At 61.0% G+C, this 25,244-nt stretch carries 22 protein-coding genes and 1 riboswitch; of the genes, 14 read left to right on the forward strand and 8 right to left on the reverse strand.

Features of this window, described 5'->3' with window-relative positions; genetic code table 11:
- The first annotated feature begins 19 nt into the window (after positions 1-19).
- The 3 genes from relA (at position 20) to AC1RAC_RS24315 (ending at position 3,821) form a co-directional block, all read left to right on the forward strand.
- Positions 20-2,263 carry a GTP diphosphokinase gene (gene relA, locus AC1RAC_RS24305; protein WP_005790193.1) on the forward strand — a complete coding sequence of 748 codons (2,244 nt, stop codon included), beginning with the start codon at positions 20-22 and terminating at the stop codon, positions 2,261-2,263.
- Between the two features lie 153 nt (positions 2,264-2,416).
- Positions 2,417-3,250 (forward strand): nucleoside triphosphate pyrophosphohydrolase, encoded by an 834-nt coding sequence (mazG, locus tag AC1RAC_RS24310; RefSeq protein ID WP_492617053.1) that lies wholly within the window; start codon positions 2,417-2,419, stop codon positions 3,248-3,250.
- Positions 3,251-3,275: 25 nt separating this feature from the next.
- The gene (locus AC1RAC_RS24315; RefSeq protein ID WP_014719402.1) at positions 3,276-3,821 is read left to right on the forward strand and encodes a DUF2058 domain-containing protein; all 546 of its coding nucleotides are present in this window, start codon (positions 3,276-3,278) and stop codon (positions 3,819-3,821) included.
- A 66-nt stretch (positions 3,822-3,887) separates the two neighbouring features.
- Here the strand turns inward: AC1RAC_RS24315 and AC1RAC_RS24320 are convergent, their stop codons facing one another.
- The 7 genes from AC1RAC_RS24320 to purM form a co-directional block, all read right to left on the reverse strand.
- A complete protein-coding gene (locus AC1RAC_RS24320) occupies positions 3,888-6,008 on the reverse strand; it encodes a TonB-dependent receptor (protein ID WP_054897824.1) in 2,121 nt (706 codons plus the stop codon).
- A gap of 2 nt (positions 6,009-6,010) precedes the next feature.
- The gene (locus AC1RAC_RS24325) at positions 6,011-7,231 is read right to left on the reverse strand and encodes an MFS transporter (protein ID WP_236282741.1); all 1,221 of its coding nucleotides are present in this window, start codon (positions 7,229-7,231) and stop codon (positions 6,011-6,013) included.
- Positions 7,221-9,146, reverse strand: a complete 1,926-nt coding sequence (locus AC1RAC_RS24330; RefSeq protein WP_492617054.1) for an IucA/IucC family protein — start codon at positions 9,144-9,146, stop codon at positions 7,221-7,223. Before AC1RAC_RS24330 ends, AC1RAC_RS24325 begins: the two co-directional genes overlap by 11 nt.
- 186 nt (positions 9,147-9,332) lie before the next feature.
- Positions 9,333-9,521, reverse strand: a complete 189-nt coding sequence (locus tag AC1RAC_RS24335) for a hypothetical protein (protein WP_003193064.1) — start codon at positions 9,519-9,521, stop codon at positions 9,333-9,335.
- Between the two features lie 363 nt (positions 9,522-9,884).
- A complete protein-coding gene (locus AC1RAC_RS24340) occupies positions 9,885-10,598 on the reverse strand; it encodes a DUF3108 domain-containing protein (protein ID WP_014719399.1) in 714 nt (237 codons plus the stop codon).
- An 8-nt stretch (positions 10,599-10,606) separates the two neighbouring features.
- The gene (gene purN / locus AC1RAC_RS24345) at positions 10,607-11,257 is read right to left on the reverse strand and encodes a phosphoribosylglycinamide formyltransferase (RefSeq protein ID WP_003193061.1); all 651 of its coding nucleotides are present in this window, start codon (positions 11,255-11,257) and stop codon (positions 10,607-10,609) included.
- Positions 11,257-12,315: a phosphoribosylformylglycinamidine cyclo-ligase gene (gene purM, locus AC1RAC_RS24350; RefSeq protein ID WP_014719398.1), complete on the reverse strand. Its 1,059-nt coding sequence runs from the start codon at positions 12,313-12,315 to the stop codon at positions 11,257-11,259. The genes purN and purM overlap by 1 nt, the downstream gene beginning before the upstream one ends.
- A 341-nt stretch (positions 12,316-12,656) precedes the next feature.
- Here purM and AC1RAC_RS24355 point away from each other — a divergent pair, with 341 nt between their 5' ends.
- The 5 genes from AC1RAC_RS24355 to AC1RAC_RS24375 all read left to right on the forward strand — a co-directional run bounded on the left by AC1RAC_RS24355 (position 12,657) and on the right by AC1RAC_RS24375 (position 17,259).
- Positions 12,657-13,697 carry a DUF2066 domain-containing protein gene (locus AC1RAC_RS24355; protein WP_034128325.1) on the forward strand — a complete coding sequence of 347 codons (1,041 nt, stop codon included), beginning with the start codon at positions 12,657-12,659 and terminating at the stop codon, positions 13,695-13,697.
- 55 nt (positions 13,698-13,752) lie between these two features.
- Complete coding sequence (locus AC1RAC_RS24360; RefSeq protein ID WP_014719396.1) at positions 13,753-14,826, forward strand: AI-2E family transporter; 1,074 nt, start codon at positions 13,753-13,755, stop codon at positions 14,824-14,826.
- Between the two features lie 205 nt (positions 14,827-15,031).
- Positions 15,032-15,736 (forward strand): DnaA regulatory inactivator Hda, encoded by a 705-nt coding sequence (gene hda / locus AC1RAC_RS24365; RefSeq protein ID WP_014719395.1) that lies wholly within the window; start codon positions 15,032-15,034, stop codon positions 15,734-15,736.
- 209 nt (positions 15,737-15,945) lie between these two features.
- Positions 15,946-16,575, forward strand: coding sequence for a C40 family peptidase (locus AC1RAC_RS24370; RefSeq protein ID WP_003193051.1), 630 nt, complete (start codon positions 15,946-15,948; stop codon positions 16,573-16,575).
- A gap of 144 nt (positions 16,576-16,719) precedes the next feature.
- Positions 16,720-17,259, forward strand: coding sequence for a C40 family peptidase (locus tag AC1RAC_RS24375; RefSeq protein WP_003193049.1), 540 nt, complete (start codon positions 16,720-16,722; stop codon positions 17,257-17,259).
- A gap of 123 nt (positions 17,260-17,382) precedes the next feature.
- Here the strand turns inward: AC1RAC_RS24375 and AC1RAC_RS24380 are convergent, their stop codons facing one another.
- Entirely contained in the window at positions 17,383-18,696 is a 1,314-nt protein-coding gene (locus AC1RAC_RS24380; protein WP_492617055.1) for a PQQ-dependent sugar dehydrogenase, read from the reverse strand.
- A 99-nt stretch (positions 18,697-18,795) separates the two neighbouring features.
- A riboswitch (cobalamin riboswitch) is annotated at positions 18,796-19,042 on the forward strand.
- A 79-nt stretch (positions 19,043-19,121) separates the two neighbouring features.
- Between AC1RAC_RS24380 and cobO the strand changes: the two genes are divergently transcribed.
- The 6 genes from cobO to AC1RAC_RS24410 are packed head-to-tail and all read left to right on the forward strand — an operon-like array spanning position 19,122 to position 25,094.
- Positions 19,122-19,733 carry a cob(I)yrinic acid a,c-diamide adenosyltransferase gene (gene cobO / locus AC1RAC_RS24385; RefSeq protein ID WP_034128326.1) on the forward strand — a complete coding sequence of 204 codons (612 nt, stop codon included), beginning with the start codon at positions 19,122-19,124 and terminating at the stop codon, positions 19,731-19,733.
- A complete protein-coding gene (locus tag AC1RAC_RS24390; RefSeq protein ID WP_103299625.1) occupies positions 19,730-21,112 on the forward strand; it encodes a cobyrinic acid a,c-diamide synthase CobB in 1,383 nt (460 codons plus the stop codon). Before cobO ends, AC1RAC_RS24390 begins: the two co-directional genes overlap by 4 nt.
- Positions 21,109-21,759: a 5,6-dimethylbenzimidazole synthase gene (bluB, locus tag AC1RAC_RS24395; RefSeq protein WP_054899035.1), complete on the forward strand. Its 651-nt coding sequence runs from the start codon at positions 21,109-21,111 to the stop codon at positions 21,757-21,759. The genes AC1RAC_RS24390 and bluB overlap by 4 nt, the downstream gene beginning before the upstream one ends.
- Entirely contained in the window at positions 21,756-22,664 is a 909-nt protein-coding gene (cbiB, locus tag AC1RAC_RS24400; RefSeq protein WP_054899034.1) for an adenosylcobinamide-phosphate synthase CbiB, read from the forward strand. The genes bluB and cbiB overlap by 4 nt, the downstream gene beginning before the upstream one ends.
- A complete protein-coding gene (cobD, locus tag AC1RAC_RS24405) occupies positions 22,657-23,646 on the forward strand; it encodes a threonine-phosphate decarboxylase CobD (RefSeq protein WP_054899033.1) in 990 nt (329 codons plus the stop codon). Before cbiB ends, cobD begins: the two co-directional genes overlap by 8 nt.
- Positions 23,643-25,094, forward strand: coding sequence for a cobyric acid synthase (locus AC1RAC_RS24410; RefSeq protein ID WP_492617056.1), 1,452 nt, complete (start codon positions 23,643-23,645; stop codon positions 25,092-25,094). The genes cobD and AC1RAC_RS24410 overlap by 4 nt, the downstream gene beginning before the upstream one ends.
- The last annotated feature ends 150 nt before the right edge of the window (positions 25,095-25,244 follow it).

The following is a 25,244-nucleotide window of genomic DNA, read 5'->3' on the forward strand; positions in this document are numbered from 1 at the left end:
CGTAGGGAAGGTAAGCAAGATGGTACAGGTGAGAGCACACCAGCCGATCAACACCGACGGCAGTATCAATCTCGAGGCATGGCTGGATCATGCCGTCAGTGTCGACCCGGCACTGGACCGTGAAGCCTTGAAAGCAGCCTGCGAGTTCGCTCGTGAGTCTGAACAGCAAGACAATGCGGCCAAGAACCTGTGGGCCGAAGGCACTTCAAGTTTTCGCACTGGCCTGGAAATCGCCGAGATCCTCGCCGATCTCAAGCTGGACCAGGATTCGCTGATCGCCGCCGTGCTCTATCGCGGCGTGCGCGAAGGGCATATTCCGTTGGCCACCGTTGGCCAGCGTTTCGGTTCGGTGGTGGCCAAGCTGATCGACGGCGTGCTGCGCATGGCCGCCATCAGTGCCAGCCTCAGCCCGCGTCAGTCCATGGTGCTGGGCACCCAGGGCCAGGTAGAAAACCTGCGCAAAATGCTGGTAGCGATGGTCGACGATGTGCGCGTCGCCCTGATCAAGCTGGCCGAGCGTACCTGCGCGATCCGTGCGGTGAAGACCGCCGATGATGAAAAGCGCAACCGTGTGGCCCGCGAAGTCTTCGACATCTACGCGCCGCTGGCCCATCGCCTGGGCATCGGCCATATCAAGTGGGAGCTGGAGGATTTGTCCTTCCGCTACCTGGAACCTGACCAGTACAAACAGATCGCCACGCTGCTGCATGAGCGGCGCCTGGACCGCGAGCGCTTTATCAGCGACGTGATGGGCCAGTTGCGTTCGGAGCTGCAGGCCACCGGCGTGGACGCGGACATCAGCGGCCGCGCCAAGCACATCTATTCCATCTGGCGCAAAATGCAGCGCAAGGGCCTGGCCTTCAGCCAGATCTACGACGTGCGTGCGGTGCGCGTGCTGGTGCCGGAAATGCGCGACTGCTACACCGCGCTGGGTATCGTCCACACCCTGTGGCGGCACATTCCCAAGGAATTTGACGACTATATCGCCAACCCCAAGGAAAACGGCTACCGCTCGCTGCACACCGCCGTGATCGGCCCTGAAGGCAAGGTGCTGGAAGTGCAGATCCGCACCCACGCCATGCACGAAGAGGCCGAGCTGGGGGTGTGCGCGCACTGGCGCTACAAGGGCACCGACGTCAAGGCCGGGTCCAACCAGTACGAAGAGAAGATCTCCTGGCTGCGCCAAGTGCTGGAATGGCACGAAGAACTCGGCGACATCGGCGGCCTGGCCGAACAACTGCGGGTGGATATCGAGCCGGACCGGGTCTATATCTTCACGCCTGACGGCCACGCCATCGACTTGCCCAAGGGCGCCACGCCGCTGGACTTCGCCTACCGCGTGCACACCGAAATCGGGCATAACTGCCGCGGCGCCAAGATCAACGGGCGCATCGTGCCGCTCAACTACAGCCTGCAAACCGGTGAACAGGTCGAGATCATCACCAGCAAGCACGGTACGCCGAGCCGCGACTGGCTGAACCCGAACCTGGGTTACATCACCACTTCGCGGGCGCGGGCGAAGATCGTCCACTGGTTCAAGCTACAGGCGCGCGACCAGAACGTCGCCGCCGGCAAGACCTTGCTTGAACGCGAACTGGCGCGTCTGGGCCTGCCTCAGGTGGACTTCGACAAGCTGGCCGAAAAGGCCAACATGAAGATCGCCGAAGACATGTTTGCCGCCCTCGGCGCGGGCGACCTGCGCCTGGCGCAACTGGTCAACCTGGCCCAGCAACTGGTCGAGCCTGAGCGCGGCAACGAACAGCTGGAGCTGATCCCGCGCAAAGCCACTGGCTACAAGCCGGGCAAGCGTGGCGATATCCAGATCCAGGGCGTGGGCAACCTGATGACGCAAATGGCCGGCTGCTGCCAGCCGTTGCCGGGCGACGCCATTGTCGGCTACATCACCCAAGGCCGTGGTGTGAGCATTCACCGCCAGGATTGCGCCTCGGTGCTGCAACTGGGCGGGCGCGAACCGGAGCGGATCATCCAGGTCAGCTGGGGCCCGGTGCCGGTGCTCACTTACCCTGTCGACATCATCATCCGTGCCTACGACCGTTCCGGCTTGCTGCGTGACGTCTCGCAAGTGCTGCTCAACGAGCGGATCAACGTGCTGGCGGTCAACACCCGTTCGAACAAGGAAGACAACACTGCATTGATGTCCCTGACCATCGAGATTCCGGGGCTGGACGCACTGGGACGGTTGCTGGGGCGGATTTCCCAGTTGCCGAACATCATCGAAACCCGGCGCAACCGCACCCCATGATTAGCAGGATGACAGCCGACTGACATGTGGAGTTGTTTTCTGTGGGAACTGGCTTGCCTGCGATAGCATCACCTCGGTTTAACTGAAGCACCGAGTCGCAAGCATCGCAGGCAAGCCAGCTCCCACATTGGATTTTCAGCGGAAAGAGATACGATGTATTCACTCGAAGACCTGCTGCACCTGATGAGCCGCCTGCGCGACCCGCAGTACGGCTGCCCGTGGGACATCAAGCAAACCTACGCGACCATCGTCCCGCACACGCTGGAGGAGGCCTATGAAGTGGCCGACGCCATCGAGCGCGGCGACTTTGACCATCTGCAAGGCGAACTGGGCGATCTGCTGTTCCAGGTGGTGTATTACAGCCAACTGGCCCGGGAAGAAGGGCGCTTCGAATTTGCCGGCGTGATCGACAGCATCACTCGTAAGTTGATTCGCCGGCATCCTCACGTGTTCCCAACCGGCGACCTGTACGCACCGCTGGATATCCCGCAGTTGAGCGAAGAACAGGTCAAGGAGCGCTGGGAGCAGATCAAAGCTGAGGAGCGCGCAGAAAAGTCCGACGTTCCCGAGCAACTCTCCCTACTCGATGATGTGCCCACCGCCTTACCCTCGTTGTCCCGTGCGGCCAAATTGCAAAAGCGCGCCAGCCAGGTTGGTTTCGACTGGCCTTCCGCGTTGCCGGTGGTGGACAACGTGCGCGAAGAGTTGGACGAAGTGCTCGAAGCCATGGCCGATAACGATGCGGCGGCCATCGCCGATGAAGTCGGCGACCTGCTGTTTGCCGCGGTCAACCTGGCCCGTCACCTCAAGGTCGACCCGGAAACTGCCTTGCGCGGTGCCAATGCCAAGTTCGAACGACGTTTCCGATTTATCGAACAGGCATTGCGCGATACACACCAACCCATAGAAGATTGCACCCTCGAAGAGTTGGACGCCCTCTGGGGTGAAGCCAAACGTCAGGAAAAGAATGTGTCCAACTGCGGTTGAGCAGTTGCCTAAGTGAGTAAGCACCATGAGCCTTTCCCTTCGCGACCAGTTGCTCAAAGCAGGTCTGGTCAACCAAAAGCAGGCCAAGCAGGTCGGCAAAGAGAAACAGAAACAGCAGCGCCTGGTCCACAAGGGCCAGGCCGAAGTCGATGATACCCAGGCGCGCCTGGCTGCTGAGGCACACGCCGAGAAGGTCAAGCGTGACCAGGAGCTGAACCGTCAGCAGCAGGAAAAAGCCGAAGCCAAGGCGCGTACCGCCCAGGTCAAGCAACTGATCGAGACCTCGCGCCTGCCCAAGCTGACCACCGAGGACTACTACAACTTCGTGGATGACAAGAAGGTCAAGCGCCTGTCGGTCAACACGCTGATGCGCAACAAGCTGAGCAACGGCTCCCTGGCTATCGTGCACCACGGCGGCGGCTACGAGGTGATCCCGCGGGAAGCGGCGCTTAAAATCCAGGAGCGCGCTCCGGAGCGTATCGTGCAGCTCAACATCCTCACCGAAAGCCAGGTGCCGGACGAGGATGATCCGTACGCCGCTTACCAGATCCCTGATGATCTGATGTGGTAAGCCGCTGGAAATGACAAACCCCGCCAAAAGGCGGGGTTTGTGTTTTAAGCGTGCAGCACCAACCGGTTACCAATCCACTGCGTAACTCAGGCTGAAGGTACGACCCTCGGCATTCGGGTACGGTGCGCGGGCGTTGGCCTGGGCGAACATGTTCTGGTAGTTGCGGTTGGTGAGGTTGTACACCGCACCTTCGAGGCGGCCTACCGGTAGCCTTACCGAGCCCAGCAGGTCGACCAGGGTGTAGCCCTGGATATCGCGACCGTTGTTGTCCTTGGCCGCAGCGTCATAATTGGCCAGGCGCATCCCCTGCAAGCGCAGGCTGTAGTCGTCACGCTCGTAGCCGACAAACGCTGTGGTCTTGGCGGGGGAGATGCGGGTGGCAGGCAGGTCGATCCACTTGCCGTTCTGCTGGGTCTCGCCTTTGGCGTAAGCGTAAGTACCACCGACGGACCATTGGTCGGTGATGTTATAGGTCAGGCCGGTTTCGACGCCACGCACGCGTTCTTTCTGATTGATCAGGCGCAGCACACGATCATTGGCATCATAGAACTGCGTGACATCCGAGGTGTTTTCGTACGCGGTGACACTGGCCTGCCACTTGTCCCAGTCGCCACGCCAGCCCAGCTCGTAACTGTCGACCTTCAAGGCCTGGGCATTGAGGTCCTGGATATCGTATTTGCTGTTCACGTCACGCAGGAAGCGCTGGATATCCGGCAGGGAAAAGCCCTGGCTGAAGTTGACGAACACATCCTGGTTGTCGGTCAGGTGGTACACCGCACCGAGGTTATAGAGCGTGTCATCGTATTTGAGCGTGCCGCCGGGCAGTGTCGCGCGGTTGCCGGTCTGGACGATTTCGCCGTATGCGATGCTGTCGGAGACCTTGCTTTCAATCCATTCGCGACGTACGCCACCGCGCAAGGTCCAGTTGTCGATGTCGTAGGAGAGCTGGCCAAAGATGGCTTTGGTGGTGGTCTCGATATCTGGACCCAGTTCGAACGTGGTACCGGTTTTCGTGTAGGTCAGGCCATTGACCCGGTATTGGTCGCCACGCTGGCGTGAGGTTTCATGGTCGTAGTCCGCGCCCCATACCAGGTTGCCCGTTGCCGGGCCGATGTCCGGCATCTGGGTATCGACCGCTGCACGCAGGCCGTAGACGTCCTGCACGCTGTTGTTATCTGACACGCCTGCCCGGCCTCGGGACAGGTCTGGAAAGAACAGGGCGTCGGCCCGCCGCCAGTAGCTTTCGATCTGCAGGCCCTGGCCGTAGAAATCCTTGTCGGCGTAGTTGAGGTTGACCGCCTGGTTGTGGGTGTAGGGTTGGTCGCCCAGGTCCAGGCCTTTTACGGCGACTGCGTTGCTGGTGATGCGGGGGTTCTTGGTGTAGCGGGTGTCTTGTTCGTCCTTGTAGTCTTGCAGCGACAGGCTGATCTTCTTGTCGTCATCAAGCTCATAGCCGAAGCGACCTTGCAGGTCGTAGGTATCGGTGTCCATGTTGCTGCCCTGGGACGTGTCCTGGGGAATGCGCTTGCCATTACCGTCGAACTGATCGTTGCGCTGCACGGTGTTGCCCGAGAGGTACCAGTCCACCGGGCCTTTGCGCCCGGTGGCGCTTTGGAACGCCTGGTAAGCGAACCCCTTGTGGCTGAGGTTGTTGCCGGCGGTCATGCCGATCTTGCTGCTGAACGCCAGGTCTTCACCTTGGTTGCGTTTGGTGATGATGTTGATGATGCCGCCCGATGCGCCTGCGCCGTAGACGCTGCTGGCGCCGGAGATCACTTCGATACGCTCGATGCTTTCCGGTGCCACGCTGTTGAGCTGGCGGAAGTTATCGCGCGTGGCGTTTTGCGAAACCCCGTCGATCAGGATCAGGGTATTGCGCCCGCGAAGCGTCTGGCCGAAGTTGCTCATGCCGCCGCTGGAAGGGGCAATGCCAGGCACCAGTTGGCCGAGGATATCTGCAACCCGACGTCCTGCCCCGGTCTGCTGGCGGATTTGCGCTTCATTGATCACCTGCACTGAGCCTGGAATCTGCGCAATGCTGGTTTCGCTGCGCGTGGCCGATACCACTGTCGCCTGCAGTTGCAGACTGGTCGGGGCTGCCTGTGTCTGCTCTGTCTGATCGGCCCAGGCAGGGGCACTTATTGACCCAAGAAGTGGCAGCAGTACTGCCCATTGCGATGTGTTCATGATCATGTCTCAGAGTTATTAGAAGTATTGACAGAAAAATCGGATGTCTCAGGCGCTCGCGCAAACGAACGGATGGCGCGGATACTCACGGCGGCCAAGGCATAGGTCAGTGCGACCAGCCAGAAGCTGTGTGCCAGGCCTACCCACCCCATGCCGATACCGCCCAACAATGCGCCGCACAGCGCACCAGCTTTCGCGGCGCTGTTGCCCATGCCCAGGGCAAAACCCTGCTGGCTGTGCGCTACGGTAGTGGCGATCAGTGTGTAGGCCACGGGCAACAAAGCCCCCTGCCACACGCCCCACAGCAGCCTGCTGGCGATGAACCCCAACCACTCACTGGCCAGCGCCGTGCAGGCCAGCGTGAGCGCGCAGGCCCAGGTGACCCACTCGATGATGCGCAGCGTATGGGCTGGCTGATGTCGATCGAACAGGCGGCCCCACAACGGCGCGGACAGTGCCAGGGTCAAGGCACTGGCGCCATAGCTGGCGCCGATCAGCCACGCGGGCGCGTGCAAAACCTGGGCGACATATAAGGCGTAAAACGGTTGCGGCATCATCCTGGCTGCCTGGATCAATACGATGATCCCCAGCATCGCGCCAATCCAGCCTCTGGGGAGTGCGGCAGGCTTGGACGTGCGGGCAGGTCTCGATCGTGGTGAGTCGCTGGGTAAAAACGCGCTGATTATCGCGCACAACAGGCAGACGACGGTGGCGCTGTAGCACAGCAATGCGAAACCGGATATGTCCATGAGCCAGCCGCCCAATACCGGTCCGGCCAGGGAGCCTACAGCAGTGGCTGATTGCAGCCTGGCAAGAATGTGCCCCCGTCCGCCGTCGCCGCAGCAGGCCAGTGCGTAGGCTTGGGCTGCGGCGATGAAGCCGGCCAACGCACCTTGCACCACGCGGATGACCACCAGCCACCACGGATCAGGCGTTATCGCAGCCAGCGCCTGGCACACCGCCAGTGCCAGCAACGCGCGGATGATCATGGGCTTATGGCCGGTACGGTCGCCCAGCTTCCCCCACATGGGTGTGAGAATCATCGCTGCCATCATCGGCCCGGCATACACCAGCGAAGACAGCAGGCCGGTGTACTGGGCATTTGCAGTGCCCAGCAACTTCTGGATTTGCAGCGGCCAGAACGGGCCGCTCATTTCCATCGCCCCCATCGACACCAACTGAATCACCACCAGCAGCCGCAGCGCTGTGTTGTTAGTCGGCATTGGCGGCCGCGCTCAACGGGTTAGGCAACCGCCCGACGATATCGGCATGACTCTCCAGCAGACGCATTCGCATGAACGACTTGGCCGGCCATGCTTGCTCCAGCAGTGCTTTGCGCTCGGTGGCCCAGCGCTGCGGATCAACCTGCGAGCGCATGTCGTCAAAACACTGGCTGACCTGAGCCGACAGTTCATTCCAGAGCAGCGCCTGGGGGATGTCGAAGTCGCGCGCGGCAAGCAGGATGAGCTCGCCCAGATGGCACATGAAAACGGTGTGCAGCAGCTTGTCCCGTACGAAACCTGCGTCGTCGTACAGCGTCATCTTCGGGTCGTGCAGTTCAATGTCCAGGCCGTGGGCGTGCAAGGTTTTGCGGTCGATTCGGATATCGCCGAAGTCGCGCAACAGAAGACGGCTCAATTGTCCGTCTGCGGCCATCACCATGAAGGAGTTCTGTTGATGGGCCTCAAACGCGATGCCGTAGCGCAAATACATGCCCAGCAGCGCCGGCACACTGATCGCCGCGTAATCATGGAAGAAGGCGAGCATGGCCGCCGCGTCGTCCTTGCCTTGGCTCAGGCGCACCCATTGGCGCAGCAGCGGCTGGCCGTGTTGATCAATGGCAAACAGGCTGCCCACCGGCACGGCCATTTCGTCCGGCTGGAGCTGGCTCTGGGGATTGTCGCGATAGAGCACCGCCAAGTGGCGGGAGTGCTCGTCATTGGCCGGTTGTGGCTGGAAATGCACACCGATCCGCTCGGGAACGATGCTGAGGATTTTCTGAATCGCAGGCTCGCGCTCCAGGATGGCCAGCAGCAAATGGCTGATCCGTGGGCCCATGCGCGCTGAGCGCGGTGAGACGGTGCGCTGCACGCTGGTCAGTCGCAGCGACACGGGCAGTTTGACCATAGGCGCATCGCAACGCCCTTCAGGCAACACGGTTCTGAATGACATGGTGGGGTGGGCGGTAAACGCGACGATATCGGTCAGCACCAGCAGTTTGTCGCCGATTTCGTTGGCGAACAGTTGGGGCAGTTCCTGGCGTGCCTGCCAGGGGTGGGCGGGCAATGGCAGATAATCGCCTGCCTGAAGGCCCTGTGCTTGCAGGACTGCGGTCAATTGCTGTGCCGCTTGCGGGAAGTGCTCGCTCCACCACTGCCAGTAATCGGCGGTACCGGCCAACTTTTCGACATGGGCAAATTGGCGATGCAGCGCGCACAGCAGCACCGGGAAGCGTGCTTCGAACTCTGGCGAATAGTCGATGACTTGCTCGGTATTCAGGCCCAGCTTGGTCTTGTAATTGGGATGCCATGGGTGACCCAGTGTTCCCCACTGTTCAAGCACGGAAGTCGGGTTGATAACGCTCGGGCTGTTTTTGAGATGACTCAGCAGATTGTCTTGATGCTCCGGGCCCAGGGATGCATGCAGCTTGAGCGTCCATTGCTCATGGAAGGCCAGGCACAAGGTGTCGTTGATGAAGCTGTCGTCGATCTCTACGTTGAGGCGGTTTAGCACTTCCCGGTCGGCAGGCGACTCGAGGCTGGCGTTAAGCAACGTCAACAACTGTGAGGGGAACTGGATTTTCTGTTCGGGCTGGCCTTCGCGCAACAGGATGACTTCGCCACGCAGGTCCCAGCTTGCCATGCGGCCAGGGTGCAAATGTTCGAAACGCAATCGGGCCTGGCAAGCCAGTGTCAGCGAGCAATGGCCATGTTCGTCATAAAGGAGAGTGCTGGGGTCCAGCAGGCTTTCACGAAACAATGCTTGGATCAGGCGTTGGAAGCTACGTTCGGCGGCAGGTGCCAGCGTATTGATCAGGGCTTCGAGGCTGACGTGGCTGGCCTTAAATTGCGCAGTGGCAAGTGCTTCGCTCCAGCGTTCCAGTAACGCGTTTTCTGGCTTGCTGCTATTTCCATGCATCTAATTGATTCCCTGATTCGTGAGCCTGAATGAAAAGCGAACGAATGATATCGAGAATCATTATTTGTGTGTGTTTTTGTTACATTAATTTATGGCGATTATTGACAAAAAAACCGCGCCCCAAAGGCGCGGTTTCTCGTAAACGGCCCGGCTGCGTGGGCCGGGCGTCCACATGATTTCAGAGCTTCAGGAGCTTTTTGCCTGGCGTTGCAGTTCGAGAGTTTCGAGCTCGTTTTTATAGTTGTGGGCGTCGCTCTCGTTGTGAAACATGCCGACCAATACGTCTTGCTGATGGACATCCCAGATGTGAATCCCGTGGCCTACTGCTTCATGGGACATATGTTCATCGTCGCGTTCAGTTACTTTTACAGTCATCTGCTTGCTCCAATCTCTGGTTGATCTGCGGCAAGTCGTCGCAGGCCTCTGTTATATGATTTGTTAGCTTGCTAAGTAAACTGATTTTGCGCGCAATAATTCATTGCGGGGAACGCAACAATGCTGCAAGCCTTGTAAACCAAGGCATTGCGTCGCCATCGCAGCGGCTTTATGACAAAAGTTTCATGTTCAGGTTGGCTAGGTTGACCTCGGCACCGCTATCGCAGGCAAGCCAGCTCCCACCTTGGAATGCATTCCACCGTGGGAGCTGGCTTGCCTGCGATAGCGGGAGTGTCGTCCCCTAAAAATCCCAGGCAAAAAAAAGCCCCGCATTCAGCGAGGCTCTTTTCGGTGCATCAGCAATCAGCTGCCTTTGACGGCCTTACCGTCAACGGTGCCATCCTGCAGCATGATGTTGTATTCCTTGCCGTCAGTCTCGACCTGACGCAGGGCAACCAGAATGCCGCCCTGGTCCTTGGCAAACCACATCTGCGTGATGCGCTTGCTCTGCGACGGGTCGCGCACGCGCTCGACCTTGATCGCGTCGATCGAACCGACCTTGGTCTGGACCTTTTCCGAGCCGATCACGCGGAAGTCGTAGGTATCGGTATCAGTACCCTCAACCACGCGGTAGCTCATGCTCTTCTTGCCCGCGGCAACATCGCGTTGCAGAGCAAGTTGGTAGGTGGACTTGTCGAGCATGCCGCTTTCGAGCGTGACATTGACCGGATCTTTGTTTTCAAAGCCGGTGACTTTCTTGGCGCTCTGGTCGAAGTCCAGGTTGATCTTCTTCGCCTTGCCCAGGCCGCCGCGTTCGAAGCTGTAGCTCTTGGGTTGCAGGGTGTCCTTGTCGAACAGGATCACACTGGTTTCGGTCAGGCTGGCAATCATCATCGAGGCCTTGAAATTCAAGGTCCAGGTACCGTCGCCATTCTTGCTCAGGCTGCGTTCAGCCGAACCGCTCATGGGCAGTTGTTTCCAGTCGGCGGTGTAGCTGACGGAGAAGGGGTGAAGGTCTGCCGCTTGTACGGCAGGCAAAGCGAACAGCGCAAAAGCGAAAAGCAGGGCGCGACGCATAAAATCTCCTAGGTTCGAATCAAGTGGCCGCTGGCCGCGAGTAACTGGCCGTCCAATAATGCACCCTGGTCGCCAAGAATCAACCGTCCTTCGGCAAACCAGCGAACAGCCAGCGGGTAAATCCTGTGTTCCTGGGTATGAACCCGTTGCGCAAGCGTCTGCGCCGAGTCGCCTGACTCTACCGGAACCACTGCCTGTACGACCAGAGGCCCGCCATCGAGTTCCTCGGTCACAAAGTGCACGCTGCAGCCATGCTCACTGTCGCCGGCGTCGAGGGCGCGCTGGTGGGTGTGCATGCCTTTGTACTTGGGCAGCAGGGAAGGGTGGATATTGAGCAGGCGCCCTTCGTAGTGCCGGACGAAATCTGCGCTGAGGATGCGCATGAAACCCGCAAGGACCACGAGTTTGGGGTTGAAGGCGTCGATCAGTTCGATCAAGGCGCTGTCGAAGGCCTCGCGACCGTCGAACGCCTTATGATCCAGGGAGCGAGTATCGATACCCGCGTCACGGGCGCGTTGCAGACCGTAGGCGTCGCTGCGGTTGGAAATCACCGCAGCGATGCGCACCGGGCTGTCGCCGGTGCGCGTGCTGTCGATCAGGGCCTGCAAGTTACTGCCGGTGCCGGAAAGCAGCACCACGACATCACAGGTCTGGGGCATCAGTGAGCCTTGAGGTTCTTCAGTTCAACCTGGGCTGCGCCTTCGGCAGCAGTGGCGATCTGGCCAATGACCCAAGGTTGCTCGCCGGCTTCACGCAGCACGTTCAGTGCGGTTTCAACGTGTTCCTGCGCAACGCATATCACCATGCCTACGCCGCAGTTCAGCACGCGGTGCATTTCGGTTTCGTTGACGTTGCCTTTTTCCTGCAGCCAATCGAAGACAGCCGGGCGCTGCCAGCTGGCCACGTCGACAATCGCCTGGGCGCCTTTTGGCAGTACGCGCGGGATGTTGTCCAGCAGGCCGCCACCGGTAATGTGGGCCATGGCCTTGACGGCGCCGGTGTCCTTGATCAGCTTGAGCAGTGGCTTGACGTAGATGCGGGTCGGCGCCATCAGCAGGTCGGTCAGTGGCTTGCCGTCGAGCTGGATGTTCTCGATGTCGGCGCCGGACACTTCGATGATCTTGCGGATCAGCGAGTAGCCGTTGGAGTGCGGGCCGGACGATGGCAGGGCGAGCAGGGCGTCACCAGCAGCTACTTTGGAGCCGTCGATGATCTCGGCTTTTTCCACCACACCGACACAGAAGCCGGCCAGGTCGTAGTCTTCGCCTTCGTACATGCCTGGCATTTCAGCGGTTTCACCGCCGACCAGGGAGCAACCCGACAATTCGCAGCCGGCGCCGATGCCGGTCACGACCTGGGTCGCGGTCTCGACATTGAGCTTGCCGGTGGCGTAGTAGTCGAGGAAGAACAGCGGCTCGGCGCCGCACACCACCAGGTCGTTGACGCACATGGCGACCAGGTCGATGCCAATGCTGTCGTGCTTGTTCAGGTTCAGGGCCAGGCGCAGCTTGGTGCCTACGCCGTCGGTGCCGGACACCAGTACAGGCTGCTTGTAGCCGGCCGGGATTTCGCAGAGGGCGCCAAAACCGCCCAGGCCACCCATGACTTCAGGGCGCGCAGTGCGCTTGGCGACGCTCTTGATGCGTTCGACCAATGCTTCACCGGCGTCGATGTCTACACCGGCGTCCTTGTAGCTCAGGGAGGGTTGCTTGCTCATGATCCAGGCCTTTAGGGGGGATTTCTGGGTAACGACCGGGCGGGCGGGGGCTTTTGGAAAGGGCCCTGCCGTTGACGGTCTGCGAAGGCGCGCGATTTTATCAGGCTTGAGGGGCAGCGGCCATCCTCGGGCCGACGGGCAGGGCATATGAGCTCAAAAAAATGCAAATCGGGCCGGTAATCGTGCGTATTAAGGTATAGCCTTGAGCTCGCTAGCGTTATGACAGTATGAAAACTTACCGGGACCCTGTGAATGTTTTACCGGTCGCTGTGTCACAGCCTTGCCAAACCGAGATCACGCGGTCTGTTCCAACCGCTAAATTTGTCGTTCGGGAATCTTCCATGCGTCTGTGTAAATTCTTCTTTGTGGGCTGTTTGTCGTTGGTCAGCCTGGCGAGTCATGCCGAAACCCTCAATGGCCTCTATCAAGTACTTGAACCGGTCAGCAGCCAGTCGCCCCAAGAGCGCGACCAGGCCACCCAGCGTGCCGTGCAGACCCTGGTGATCCGCCTGACCGGCGACGCCAAGGCCGCCGATGGCCCGGGCCTGGCAGCGATCCGCAAAGACCCGCAACAAATCATCAGCCAGTACGGCTACGACGCCGGCCCGCCGGAAAGCCTGCAAGTAGACTTCGACCCGGTCAGCACCGACCGCGCCTTGCGGGATGCGGGCCTGTCGATCTGGGGCAGCAACCGGCCGTCGATCCTGGGTTGGTGGCTGAACGATTCAACTGAAGGCAGCAGCCTGGTCGGCGATGGCCAGGCCGTTGCCCAGGCCCTGCGCCGAGCCGCGCAACACAGGGGTCTGCCGCTGCGCTTGCCGTTGGGAGACCTGGATGAACAGGTAGTCGCCACCGCGCCGAATCTTGAAAGCCCCGACGCCACGCCTTTGCGCGCAGCCTCCGAGCGTTACGGTGCCGATGCTTTGCTGGCGGTGCATGCGCGCCAGGAAGGCAGTCAATGGCAGGCCAAATGGCGCCTGTGGCTGGGCGACAAGGCTGAGGAGGGCACCGCCCAAGGCGCTGACACTGCCGCGCTCGCCGATGCGGTATTGCTGGCGGTCAGCCAAAAGCTGGCGCCACGCTTTGCGGTCAAGCCGGGCGTGAGCACTGAGCAACTGCTTGAAGTACAAGGCATGAACCTTGAGCGCTACGCCGCCCTGGGTCGTTTGCTGGAGCCCTTTGGCGGCCAGCCGCAGTGGGTGGATGGCAACCGGATTGTGTATCGCGTCAATGGCAGCGCCGAACAATTGCGCACCCAATTGAGCCTGGCCAAGCTGCAGGAAATTCCTGCTGGCGAAGCCCCGGCCCAGCCAGCCGTGATCGATGGCACGCAACCGGCTGTTGCATCTGAGCCCCAGGCGCAACTGCGTTTTCGTTGGTAACTAGTGGTCCTCCTTCTATATAGAAGAAGGGCGTAAAAAACAGATGGAGTGGTTTATGGCGGATACGCGTCGTTGGGTGTGGCTTGGCGGGATTGTCCTGCTGTGCGGTTTTGTGTTCTTGCTGCATTCGATCCTGACGCCGTTCCTGGTGGCGCTACTGCTCGCCTATCTGTTCGATCCCGTGGTGGATCGCCTGGAAAAAGTCGGCATGTCGCGCACCTGGGGCGTGATCACGGTGTTTGCGCTGTTCACGTTGATCATCACCGCGCTGGTGTTGATATTGGTGCCGATGTTGGCCAAGCAGCTGTTCCGCCTCTATGAGCTGGCGCCGCAGATGCTCGACTGGTTGCAGCACACGGCGATGCCGTGGGCCCAGTCCAAGTTCGGGCTGGCGGATGGCTTCTGGAAGTTCGACAAGGTCAAGGCAGCTATCAGCGAGCACATGGACAAGACCACCGATATCGTCACGGTGGTGCTCAGCCAGGCGACTGCGTCGAGCCTGGCGCTGATCGGCTGGTTGACCAACCTGGTGCTGATCCCGGTGGTGGCGTTCTACTTGCTGCGAGACTGGGACATCATGATGGCCAAGATCCGCAGCCTGCTCCCCCGCGACCGGGAAGAGCGTGTTGTTTCCCTGGCAGCGGAGTGTCATGAGGTATTGGGGGCGTTCGTACGTGGCCAGTTGCTGGTGATGCTGGCCCTGGGAGTGATTTACGCTGCCGGCCTGATGGCGATCGGCCTGGAGCTGGGGCTGTTGATCGGCTTGATCGCGGGCCTGGCGGCCATCGTGCCCTACATGGGCTTTGTGATCGGCATCGGTGCGGCGCTGGTGGCCGGGCTGTTCCAGTTCGGCGGCGACCTGTACCCGATGCTGGGGATTGTCGCAGTGTTCATGGTGGGCCAGGCCTTGGAAGGCATGGTGCTGACGCCACTGCTGGTGGGTGATCGAATCGGCCTGCACCCGGTGGCAGTGATCTTTGCGATTTTGGCGGGTGGCGAGCTGTTCGGCTTTACCGGCATCCTGTTGGCGCTGCCGGTGGCGGCGGTGATCATGGTGCTGGTGCGCCATGTGCACGACCTGTACAAGGATTCGGACGTGTATACCGGGGTGGATGAGCCCGAGTTGTAATCGCGGTGTCACAAACCCGGCCCTGGCCGGGTTTGTTGTTTCTGGCGCCGGGGTGCGTCAAACAAACTGCGTAAAACCTCCGGGTTAACGCAAACCTTTGATTTTGCTTGTGGTCTGCTGCATTGTGCGCCCGGCGTCACGGGTATAAACTTTGCAAACTTTACATAGAGGCCACTAACGGTTCGATGGGAGCCGTTCAGTCAGCATGAAACCGATTCAGCTGCCCCTAGGTGTGCGTCTGCGTGATGACGCTACCTTTATCAACTACTACCCAGGCGCCAATGCCGCTGCACTCGGCTATGTGGAGCGGCTTTGCGAAGCCGACGCCGGGTGGACTGAAAGCCTGATCTATCTGTGGGGCAAGCATGGCGTGGGGCGTACCCATCTGCTGCAGGCCGCGTGCCTGCGTTTCGAGCAGACGGGCGAGCCGGCGGTCTACCTGCCCTTGGCCGAGTTGATGGACCGCGGGATCGGCATCTTCGATAACCTTGAGCAATATGAACTGGTGTGTCTCGACGACCTGCAGGCAGTGGCCGGCAAGCCGGAGTGGGAAGAGGCGCTGTTTCATCTGTTCAACCGCTTGCGCGATAGCGGCCGGCGCTTGCTGATCGCTGCGTCCACCTCGCCGCGTGAACTGCCGGTGAAGCTGGCTGACCTCAAGTCGCGCCTGACCCTGGCGTTGATCTTCCAGATGCGCCCGTTATCCGATGAGGACAAGCTGCGTGCGCTGCAACTGCGCGCTTCCCGTCGTGGCCTGCACCTGACCGACGAAGTCGGGCACTTTATCCTCACCCGTGGCACCCGCAGCATGAGCGCGCTGTTCGATTTGCTTGAGCAACTCGACCAGGCTTCCTTGCAGGCACAAAGAAAATTGACGATCCCTTTCCTGAAAGAAACCTTGGGCTGGTAAGGTCTTGATTTTCCGTGTGTCGGCATTTTCAAGGCGTCAGAAAACCTGCGTTTGAGCCAGAAGGGCTACGCAACTGAAGCGATAAATGGAATCACGGCTTAGATGGCATAGTCGAAACGATAAGTCACATATATCGCGATTGAATTTGCAAATCGATGTGATAGAGGGCATAGTCTCGGCTTCTTTACACATCAGCCACGGTCGTGCCCATGCTAAATCGCTTCGCACCCCTCGTGCCTCTCGCACTCGTTACCCTGTTGTTTGGCTGCGCCTCCCACCCTCAGCAGGTGGCAGAACAGCAAAAACCACAGGTTCAAAATCAGGCAAAGTTCGTTGCTGCACAGTCTGCTTCTGTTTATGAAGAAGAGGTGGCAACCGAAAAAGAACTCGCCGAGTTCTCTGACAGCAAGCCTTACCAACTGCCTCTTCTGGCCGACAGTATCCTTGAGCGCGGCATGTCCTTGATCGGTACCCGTTACCGTTTCGGCGGCACCTCGGAAGCCGGTTTTGATTGCAGTGGGTTCATTGGCTACCTGTTTCGTGAAGAGGCCGGCATGAATCTGCCGCGCTCTACACGCGAGATGATCAACGTGAATGCACCGTTGGTCGCACGCAACAACCTCAAGCCCGGTGATCTGCTTTTCTTTAGTACCAGTGGCCGCGGTCGTGTCAGTCATGCCGGTATCTACCTGGGCGATAACCAATTTATCCACTCCAGCAGCCGCCGCAGTGGTGGTGTTCGGGTCGATAACCTGGGTGACAGCTACTGGAGCAAAACCTTCATCGAAGCCAAGCGTGCACTCGCCATGGCTCCGACTACGGTTACCGCTAGTAAGTAAAGTTAAAGTGATACTTGAAGTTTGACGTGTAAGCGCTAGAATCCCTGGACATTGTTGTCATCCGTTCGCGCGAGCTTTGCTTGCGCGTTCTGGTTTTCAACGTTCGGCAGCGAAAGCCGCATCCAGACCAGGATTGTTCTGCACATGTCGACCTCGGCCCGCCTGATGCTTATTGTTTGCGCCGCGCTGCTCAGCGCCTGCGCCAGTCGTACACCGCCGCCCGCGCCCGTCGCGGTCAAGCCTAAGCCGGTGTTCAACTATGCCACCCAGAATTTCTCGCCTGCTGCCGAAGACGTGCTCTTTCGTGCGCTGGGCCTGGTCGGCACACCTTACCGCTGGGGCGGCAACACACCGGACTCGGGGTTTGATTGCAGTGGCCTGATCGGCTTTGTATTCCGCGACGCTGCCGGCATCTCATTGCCGCGCACCACCCGTGAATTGATCGTGATGCGTGCCCAGGACGTCAGCGAACAAAACCTGCAAACCGGCGACCTGCTGTTCTTCGCTACCGGTGGTGGTTCGCGGGTCAGCCATGCGGGCATCTATGTGGGGGAGGGCCGCTTCGTACACGCGCCTCAAACCGGCGGTACGGTGAAGCTGGATACGCTATCCAAAGCGTATTGGCAGAATGCCTACCTGAGTGCCAAACGCGTGTTGCCAGGAAATCTGGCGCGTAACCCCTGAATCAATAAAACTCCAAAATGTGGGAGCGGGCTTGCCCGCGAATGCAGTGTGTCAGTCAACGGATTGGTTGGCTGGGCCACCGTAATCGCGGGCAAGCCCGCTCCCACATTGGTGTGTGGCGATTTACTTAACAGCCGACACTCGCCAAACCTTATTGCCCACATCATCGGCCACCAGCAAATCCCCCTGCTGATCTATCACCACGCCGACCGGCCGGCCCATGGCTTTCTCATCGCTATCAAGAAACCCCGTCAGCACATCCACCGGTTGCCCTTTCGGCTGGCCCCCTTCGAAGGGAACGAAAATCACCTTGTAGCCACTGTGCGGCTTGCGGTTCCAGGAACCATGCTGGCCGATAAATGCGCCATTACTGAAGGGAGCGGGCAGTTTGCTGCCCTCGGCGAAGGTCAGCCCCAGCGACGCAGTATGAGGGCCTACCGCATAGTCGGGAGCGATGGCCTTGGCGACCATGTCCAGGTTCTGCGGGGTGACACGCACATCCACATGCTGGCCGTAATAACTGAAAGGCCAGCCGTAGAAGCCGCCATCCTTGACCGAGGTGATGTAATCCGGCACCAGGTCACTGCCGATCTCATCGCGTTCGTTGACCGCCGTCCACAGCTTGCCGCTCTGTGGCTCCCACGCCATGCCGTTGGGGTTGCGCAGGCCGGAGGCAAAAATGCGGTGTTGGCCGCTGGCGCGGTCGACTTCCCAAATGGCGGCGCGGCCCTGTTCGGCTTCCAGGCCGTTTTCGCCGACGTTGCTGTTGGAGCCGACGCTCACGTACAGCTTGCTGCCGTCCTGGCTGGCCACCACATTTTTGGTCCAGTGGTGGTTCAAGGGGCCACCGGGTAAGTCCACTACCTTGGCGCCTGGGGCTGTGATTGCGGTTTCACCCGGCTGATAGGGGAAGCGCAGCAACTTATCCGAATCGGCCACATACAGGTCGTTGCCCACCAAGGTCATGCCAAACGGCGAATTGAGGTTCTCCAGGAACACCGCGCGAGTTTCTGCCACACCGTCATGGTCGGCATCGCGCAGCAAGGTAATACGGTTCGGGCTCGGCACCCCGGCGCCAGCGCGATCCATGACCTTTTCCATCACCCAGCCACGTACGCCTTTGGCATCGTCCGGCTTGGGCGGTGCATTGGTCTCGGCCACCAGCACGTCGCCGTTGGGCAGCACGTAGAGCCAGCGCGGATGATCCAGGCCTTCGGCGAACGCGGCCACTTGGGTACCGGCGGCGGCGATGGGCTTGGCGCCTTCGGGCCAGCCGATGGCCGGGGCGATATTGACGGTGGGGATCAGCGTCTTGTTCGGCTCCGGCAACTTGGGCGAGGGCCCGGTGCCATCGGCGACCTGCAGGGTCGAGCTTTCGCCGCACGCGGCGAGGCTGCCTGCAAGCATGATCAGTAGGGCGAGTCGGGTTTTAGGCATGGTTTTCTCCTTGATACCTGTAGGGGTAGAGAAGCACGAACGGCAGATGGTTCAAGTACAAGGCCAGCTTTAATTGACGCTCCACCCCCAACCCACTAACCTTCGCGGCTTGTTCCAGGTGCTCTGTGGCGCGCGCGTCGACAGAGTGAAACAGGGAAGCCGGTGAGTGAGCGCACTTGTACACAGTGCCGCCGCGATTCCGGCGCTGCCCCCGCAACGGTAAATGAGTCAAGACGGTGCTGTTTGCCACTGTATCGCGTGCGATATGGGAAGGCGCACCCTCGGCTGCTTGCTATCAAAAGCGCCACTCATGAGCCCGGAGACCGGCCTGGATCATCCAACAGCATCACGGTGGGCGATGCTTGGCTGTCTGTTTTTTCTTTTTCCTGCCCGCCGTTTTTGTCCAGCCCCAACGGAGAGCTGCCATGACTGATTCCCCCGACCGCGACGAACGCCACTTGGCGCGCATGCTGCGCAAAAAAGCCGTGATTGACGAGCGCATCGCCAATTCCCCCAATGAGTGCGGCCTGCTGCTGGTGCTGACCGGCAACGGCAAAGGCAAGAGCAGTTCGGCGTTCGGCATGTTGGCCCGGGCCATGGGGCATGGCATGCAATGCGGTGTGGTGCAGTTCATCAAGGGGCGTAACAGCACCGGCGAAGAATTGTTTTTCCGCCGCTTCCCCGAGCAGGTGCACTTTCATGTGATGGGCGAAGGCTTCACCTGGGAAACCCAGGATCGCCAGCGCGATATCGCCGCTGCCGAAGCGGCTTGGGCGGTGTCCCGGGCCATGTTGAATGACCCCTCTATCGGCTTGGTGGTGCTGGACGAATTGAACATCGCCCTCAAGCACGGTTACCTTGACCTGGACCAGGTACTCAGCGACCTGCAAGCCCGCCCGCCCATGCAGCATGTGGTGGTCACCGGCCGTGGCGCCAAGCCTGAGCTGATCGAAATGGGCGACACCGTCACCGAAATGGGCATGCTCAAGCACGCGTTCCAGGCCGGTATCAAGGCACAGAAAGGCGTCGAACTTTGAATCAGCCCCGTCATTGCCCGGCCGTATTGATCGCCGCTCCGGCGTCCGGCCAGGGCAAAACCACGGTCACCGCCGCGCTCGCCCGTTTGCACCGCAACCTGGGACGCAAGGTGCGCGTGTTCAAATGCGGGCCGGACTTTCTCGACCCGATGATCCACGAGCGTGCCAGTGGCGCGCCGGTGTACCAGTTGGACATGTGGATGGTGGGCGAGCAGGAAAGCCGCCGCCTGCTCTGGGAGGCAGCGGGGGAGGCTGACCTGATCCTCATCGAAGGCGTGATGGGCCTGTTCGACGGCACGCCTTCCAGCGCTGACCTGGCGCGGCACTTCGGTGTACCGGTGCTGGGCGTGATCGATGGCACCGCCATGGCCCAGACGTTCGGCGCCCTGGCCCTGGGGCTGGCGCGCTATCAGCCCGACCTGCCGTTCGCCGGCGTGCTGGCCAATCGCGTCGGCACCCTGCGCCATGCGCAATTGCTTGAAGGCAGCCTCACCGAGGGCTTGCGTTGGTACGGCGCGTTATCCCGTGAGACCGGCATCGAACTGCCCAGCCGCCACCTGGGCCTGGTGCAAGCCAGCGAACTGAATGACCTTGATATACGCTTGGATGCTGCCGCCCAGGCGTTGGGCAGCAGTTGCGAAGTGGCCCTGCCGCCGCCGGTGACCTTTGCCGCGCCGCAAGTGGTCGAGGCCGAGCCCTTGCTGGTCGGTGTGCGGATTGCCGTGGCCCGTGACGAAGCCTTTGCCTTTACCTACGGCGCCAGCCTGGATTTGCTGCGGGCGATGGGCGCCGAGTTGAAGTTCTTTTCACCGATCCATGATCGCCAATTGCCTCAAGCTGACAGCCTCTATCTGCCCGGCGGCTATCCGGAACTGCACCACCAGGCATTGTCGGCCAATACCTCGATGCTGGGCGCAATTCGTGCTCATCACGCCGCTGGCAAGCCACTGCTCGCTGAATGTGGCGGCATGCTCTATCTGCTCGACTCCTTGACCGATGTGGACGGTACACGCGCCGAACTGGTTGGCTTGTTGCAAGGCGATGCGGTGATGCAGAAGAAACTCGCGGCCCTGGCGCTGCAAAGTGTCGAGCTGCCGGAGGGGACCTTGCGTGGGCATACCTATCATCATTCTCTGACCAGTACCGAATGGGAGCCGATTGCCCGTGGGCTTAGCCCTAACGGTGGGCGCGGTGCCGAGGCGGTCTATCGACAAGGGCGGATGACGGCGTCCTATGTGCACTTTTATTTTCCGTCGAATCCTGGCGCGGTGGCCGCGTTGTTCGCGCCAGACCTTGAGACAGCTATCGCAGGCAAGCCAGCTCCCACAGGGGAATGCATTCCAAATGTGGGAGGGGGCTTGCCCCCGATGAGGCCATGACTGACAACGCTTTCCCCCAAGCCGATCGCGAGGCCGTCTATCGCGCCATCGCCGAACGCCGCGACATGCGCCACTTCCGCGGTGGCAGCGTCGCGCCTGAACTGCTGCAACGCCTGCTCCACGCCGCGCACCAGGCGCCCAGCGTCGGCCTGATGCAGCCGTGGCGTTTTATCCGCATCAGCGACCGCTCGTTGCGCAGCCAGATTCAACAGTTGGTAGAGGAAGAGCGCGTGCGCACTGCCGAGGCATTGGGCGAGCGCTCCGATGCGTTCATGAAGCTCAAGGTTGAAGGCATCAACGACTGCGCCGAGGTACTGGTCGCCGCCTTGATGGACGATCGTGAGCGCCACATTTTCGGGCGCCGCACCTTGCCGGAAATGGACATGGCCTCGCTCTCCTGCGCCATCCAGAACCTGTGGCTGGCGGCGCGCGTGGAAGGGTTGGGCATGGGCTGGGTTTCGCTGTTCGACCCCCAGGCCCTGGCCGAGTTGCTGGGTTTGCCACCCGGTGCAAAGCCCCTGGCGGTGTTGTGCCTGGGCCCGGTGGCAGAGTTTTACCCGGCACCGATGTTGCAGCTCGAGGGCTGGGCCGAGCCGCGACCGCTAAGTGACATGCTGTATGAAAACAAGTGGGGAGTGAGTCAATGAGTGTGGCCTTGCTGTGTGTCGCTGCGGTGGCGCTGGATGCGCTGCTGGGTGAGCCCAGGCGCTGGCATCCGCTGGTGGCGTTCGGCAATTTCGCCGGGCGCATCGAGCAACGTTTCAATACTGGCGGGCGTGGCTGGCGCAGCCATGGTGTGACCGCGTGGTTTATCGCGGTGGTGCCGCTGACCCTGCTGGCCACGGCGTTGTCTTGGGCGCCTTATATCGGCTGGCTGCTGGAGATCCTGGCGCTGTACTGCGCCTTGGGCATGCGCAGCCTGGGCGAGCACGTGATGCCAGTGGCCCAGGCTCTGCGCCGTGATGACCTGGACGAAGCGCGCACGCGTGTGAGTTACCTGGTCAGCCGCCAGACCAGCGAACTGGACCGTACTGAAGTCGCGCGCGCAGCCACCGAATCGGTGCTGGAGAACGGCAGCGATGCGGTATTCGCCGCGTTGTTCTGGTTCGTGGTGGCCGGTGTGCCGGGCGTGGTGCTCTATCGTCTGAGCAACACCCTGGACGCCATGTGGGGCTATCGCAATGAGCGCTTTGAGCGCTTCGGTTGGGCAGCCGCCAGGATCGATGATGTGCTCAACTATATTCCTGCGCGCTTGGTGGCTTTAACCTACGCGCTATTGGGTAAAACCCGCCTGGCGCTCAAATGCTGGCGCACCCAGGGGCCGACCTGGGACAGCCCCAACGCCGGCCCGGTGATGGCGGCAGGGGCCGGTGCCTTGGGTGTGGAGCTCGGCGGCGCGGCGATTTATCACGGCGAGGTGCATCAGCGCCCGCCATTGGGCGAAGGCCCGCCGGCCGACGCCGATTCCATTGATCGCGGCTGGCAACTGGTGCAGCGCGGCGTGTGGCTGTGGCTGCTGGTCCTGTGCGTGGGGGCGCAAATCTATGCTTGAACATGGTGGTCGGCTGCGTAAGGCCGCGATTGAGTACGGCATTGCCGAAGCGGATTGGCTCGACCTGTCCAGCGGCCTGGCGCCCTGGCCGTGGCCGATTCCCGAGATTCCCTTGCGTGCCTGGGCGCGCTTGCCGGAAACCGATGACGGCTTGGAGAAGGCTGCCAGCGAGTATTACGGTGCTGGCCCGTTGCTGCCGGTGCCGGGTTCCCAGGCAGCGATCCAACTGCTGCCGCGACTGCGTCGTTCCGGTAAGGTCGGCGTGCTTTCGCCCTGTTACGCCGAGCACGCCGAAGCCTGGCGCCGTGCCGGTTATGTGGTGCGTGAAGTGCAGGAGCAGGAAGTCGACTTCTTTCTCGACAGCCTCGACGTGCTGGTCGTGGTCAACCCCAACAACCCCACCGGCTTGAGCCTGAGCCCGCAACGCCTGCTGGACTGGCATGCGCGGCTGGCCCAGCGCGGTGGCTGGCTGGTGGTGGACGAGGCATTCATTGACGTGACCCCGGACTTGAGCCTGGCCAGCCATGCCGATCAGGTCGGCTTGATCGTGCTGCGCTCATTCGGCAAGTTCTTCGGCCTGGCCGGCGTGCGCCTGGGCTTTGTGCTGGCCGAGCGCAAGTTGCTCAAGCTGTTGGCCGAACAGGTCGGGCCCTGGGCTGTCAGTGGTCCGACGCGGGTGCTGGGCCAAGTGTGCCTGCGCGACACCGACGGGCATGCGCGCCAGCGCAGTCGTTGCATCGCAGCCGGCCAGCGTCTGTTCGAGTTGCTTGAGCGCCGCGGCCTTCAACCTCACGGTGGCTGCGCATTGTTCCAGTGGTTGATTACCCCCCACGCTGAACGGCTGTACGAGTTCATGGCCCAACGCGGCATCCTGCTGCGCTTGTTTGTGCACAACAGCAGCGTGCGCTTGGGCCTGCCCGGCACCGACGCCGACTGGCTGCGCCTTGACGAAGCCCTGGCCGCCTACAAGGACGCCACATGACCACGTTGATGGTGCAGGGCACTACCTCCGACGCCGGTAAGAGCACCCTGGTGACTGCGCTGTGTCGCTGGCTGGTACGCCAGGGCGTCGCGGTGGCGCCGTTCAAGCCGCAGAACATGGCGCTCAACAGCGCGGTGACCGCCGAAGGCGGCGAGATCGGCCGTGCCCAGGCGGTGCAGGCCCAGGCTGCCAACCTGGCACCCCACACCGACATGAACCCGGTGTTGCTCAAGCCCAACAGCGACACTGGCTCCCAAGTGATCATCCATGGCCGTGCTGTCACCAGCATGAATGCTGTGGCCTATCACGACTACAAAGCCATTGCGATGCAAGCGGTGCTGGCCTCCCACACGCGTTTGAGCCAGGCCTACCCGGTGTTGATCGTCGAAGGCGCGGGCTCACCGGCCGAGATCAACCTGCGTGCCAATGACATTGCCAACATGGGCTTCGCCGAAGCGGTGGACTGCCCGGTGCTGTTGATCGCGGACATCAACCGCGGCGGCGTGTTCGCCCATCTGGTCGGCACCCTGGAGCTGCTGTCGCCCAGTGAGCAGGCCCGGGTCAAGGGCTTCATCATCAACCGTTTTCGCGGCGATATCGCGTTGCTGCAACCAGGCCTGGACTGGCTCGAAGCGCGGACCGGCAAACCGGTAGTCGGCGTGCTGCCCTACGTGATGGACCTGCACCTGGAGGCGGAAGACGGCATCGACCAGCGCCAGATCGACAAGGCCGCCCAGGTGCTCAAGGTGGTGGTGCCGGTGCTGCCGCGCATCAGCAACCATACCGACTTCGACCCGCTGCGCTTGCACCCCCAGGTGGACTTGCAGTTCGTCGGGCCGGGCCAGGCGATACCTGCTGCTGACCTGATCATCCTGCCGGGCTCGAAAAGCGTGCGCAGTGACCTGGCCTATCTGCGTGCCAACGGCTGGGATACCGCCGTGGCGCGGCATCTGCGTTATGGCGGCAAGGTACTGGGGATCTGCGGCGGCTTGCAGATGCTCGGCGAGCAAGTCCACGACCCGTTGGGCCTGGAGGGGCTTGCGGGCTCCAGTGCCGGCCTTGGGTTGCTGGCGTTCAGCACCACCCTGGAACAAGAGAAACAACTGCGCAATGTGCGTGGGCGTCTGGTATTGGAAGATGCCGACGTCAGCGGTTATGAAATTCATGCTGGGGTGAGCTGCGGCGCTGCCTTGGCAAGCGCTGCGGTATTGCTGGACGATGGCCGCAGCGATGGCGCGCAGAGCCCTGATGGGCAAATTCTAGGCACCTACCTGCACGGCCTGTTCGAGACCCCGGCTGCGTGCAGCGCGTTGCTGCGTTGGGCCGGGTTGCAGGATGTGCAAGAGGTGGATTATCACGGCTTGCGCGAGCGCGATATCGAGCGGTTGGCGGACTTGGTGGAGCACCACTTGGACACCGATTTGTTGCGCAAGCTATGTGGGATCTGACGGTGTTCACACCATCTAACTGTGGGAGCTGGCTTGCCTGCGATAGCCATGTGTATCTACACAACGCTGTAGTGCTCAACGGTAACCACGATGCGAAGCGAGCCGCTCTTGATCTGCTTTTGATCTTAGGCGCCCCGTTAAACCACGCTG

The sequence above is a fragment of the Pseudomonas sp. GW823-FHT02F05 genome, from assembly GCF_058797315.1.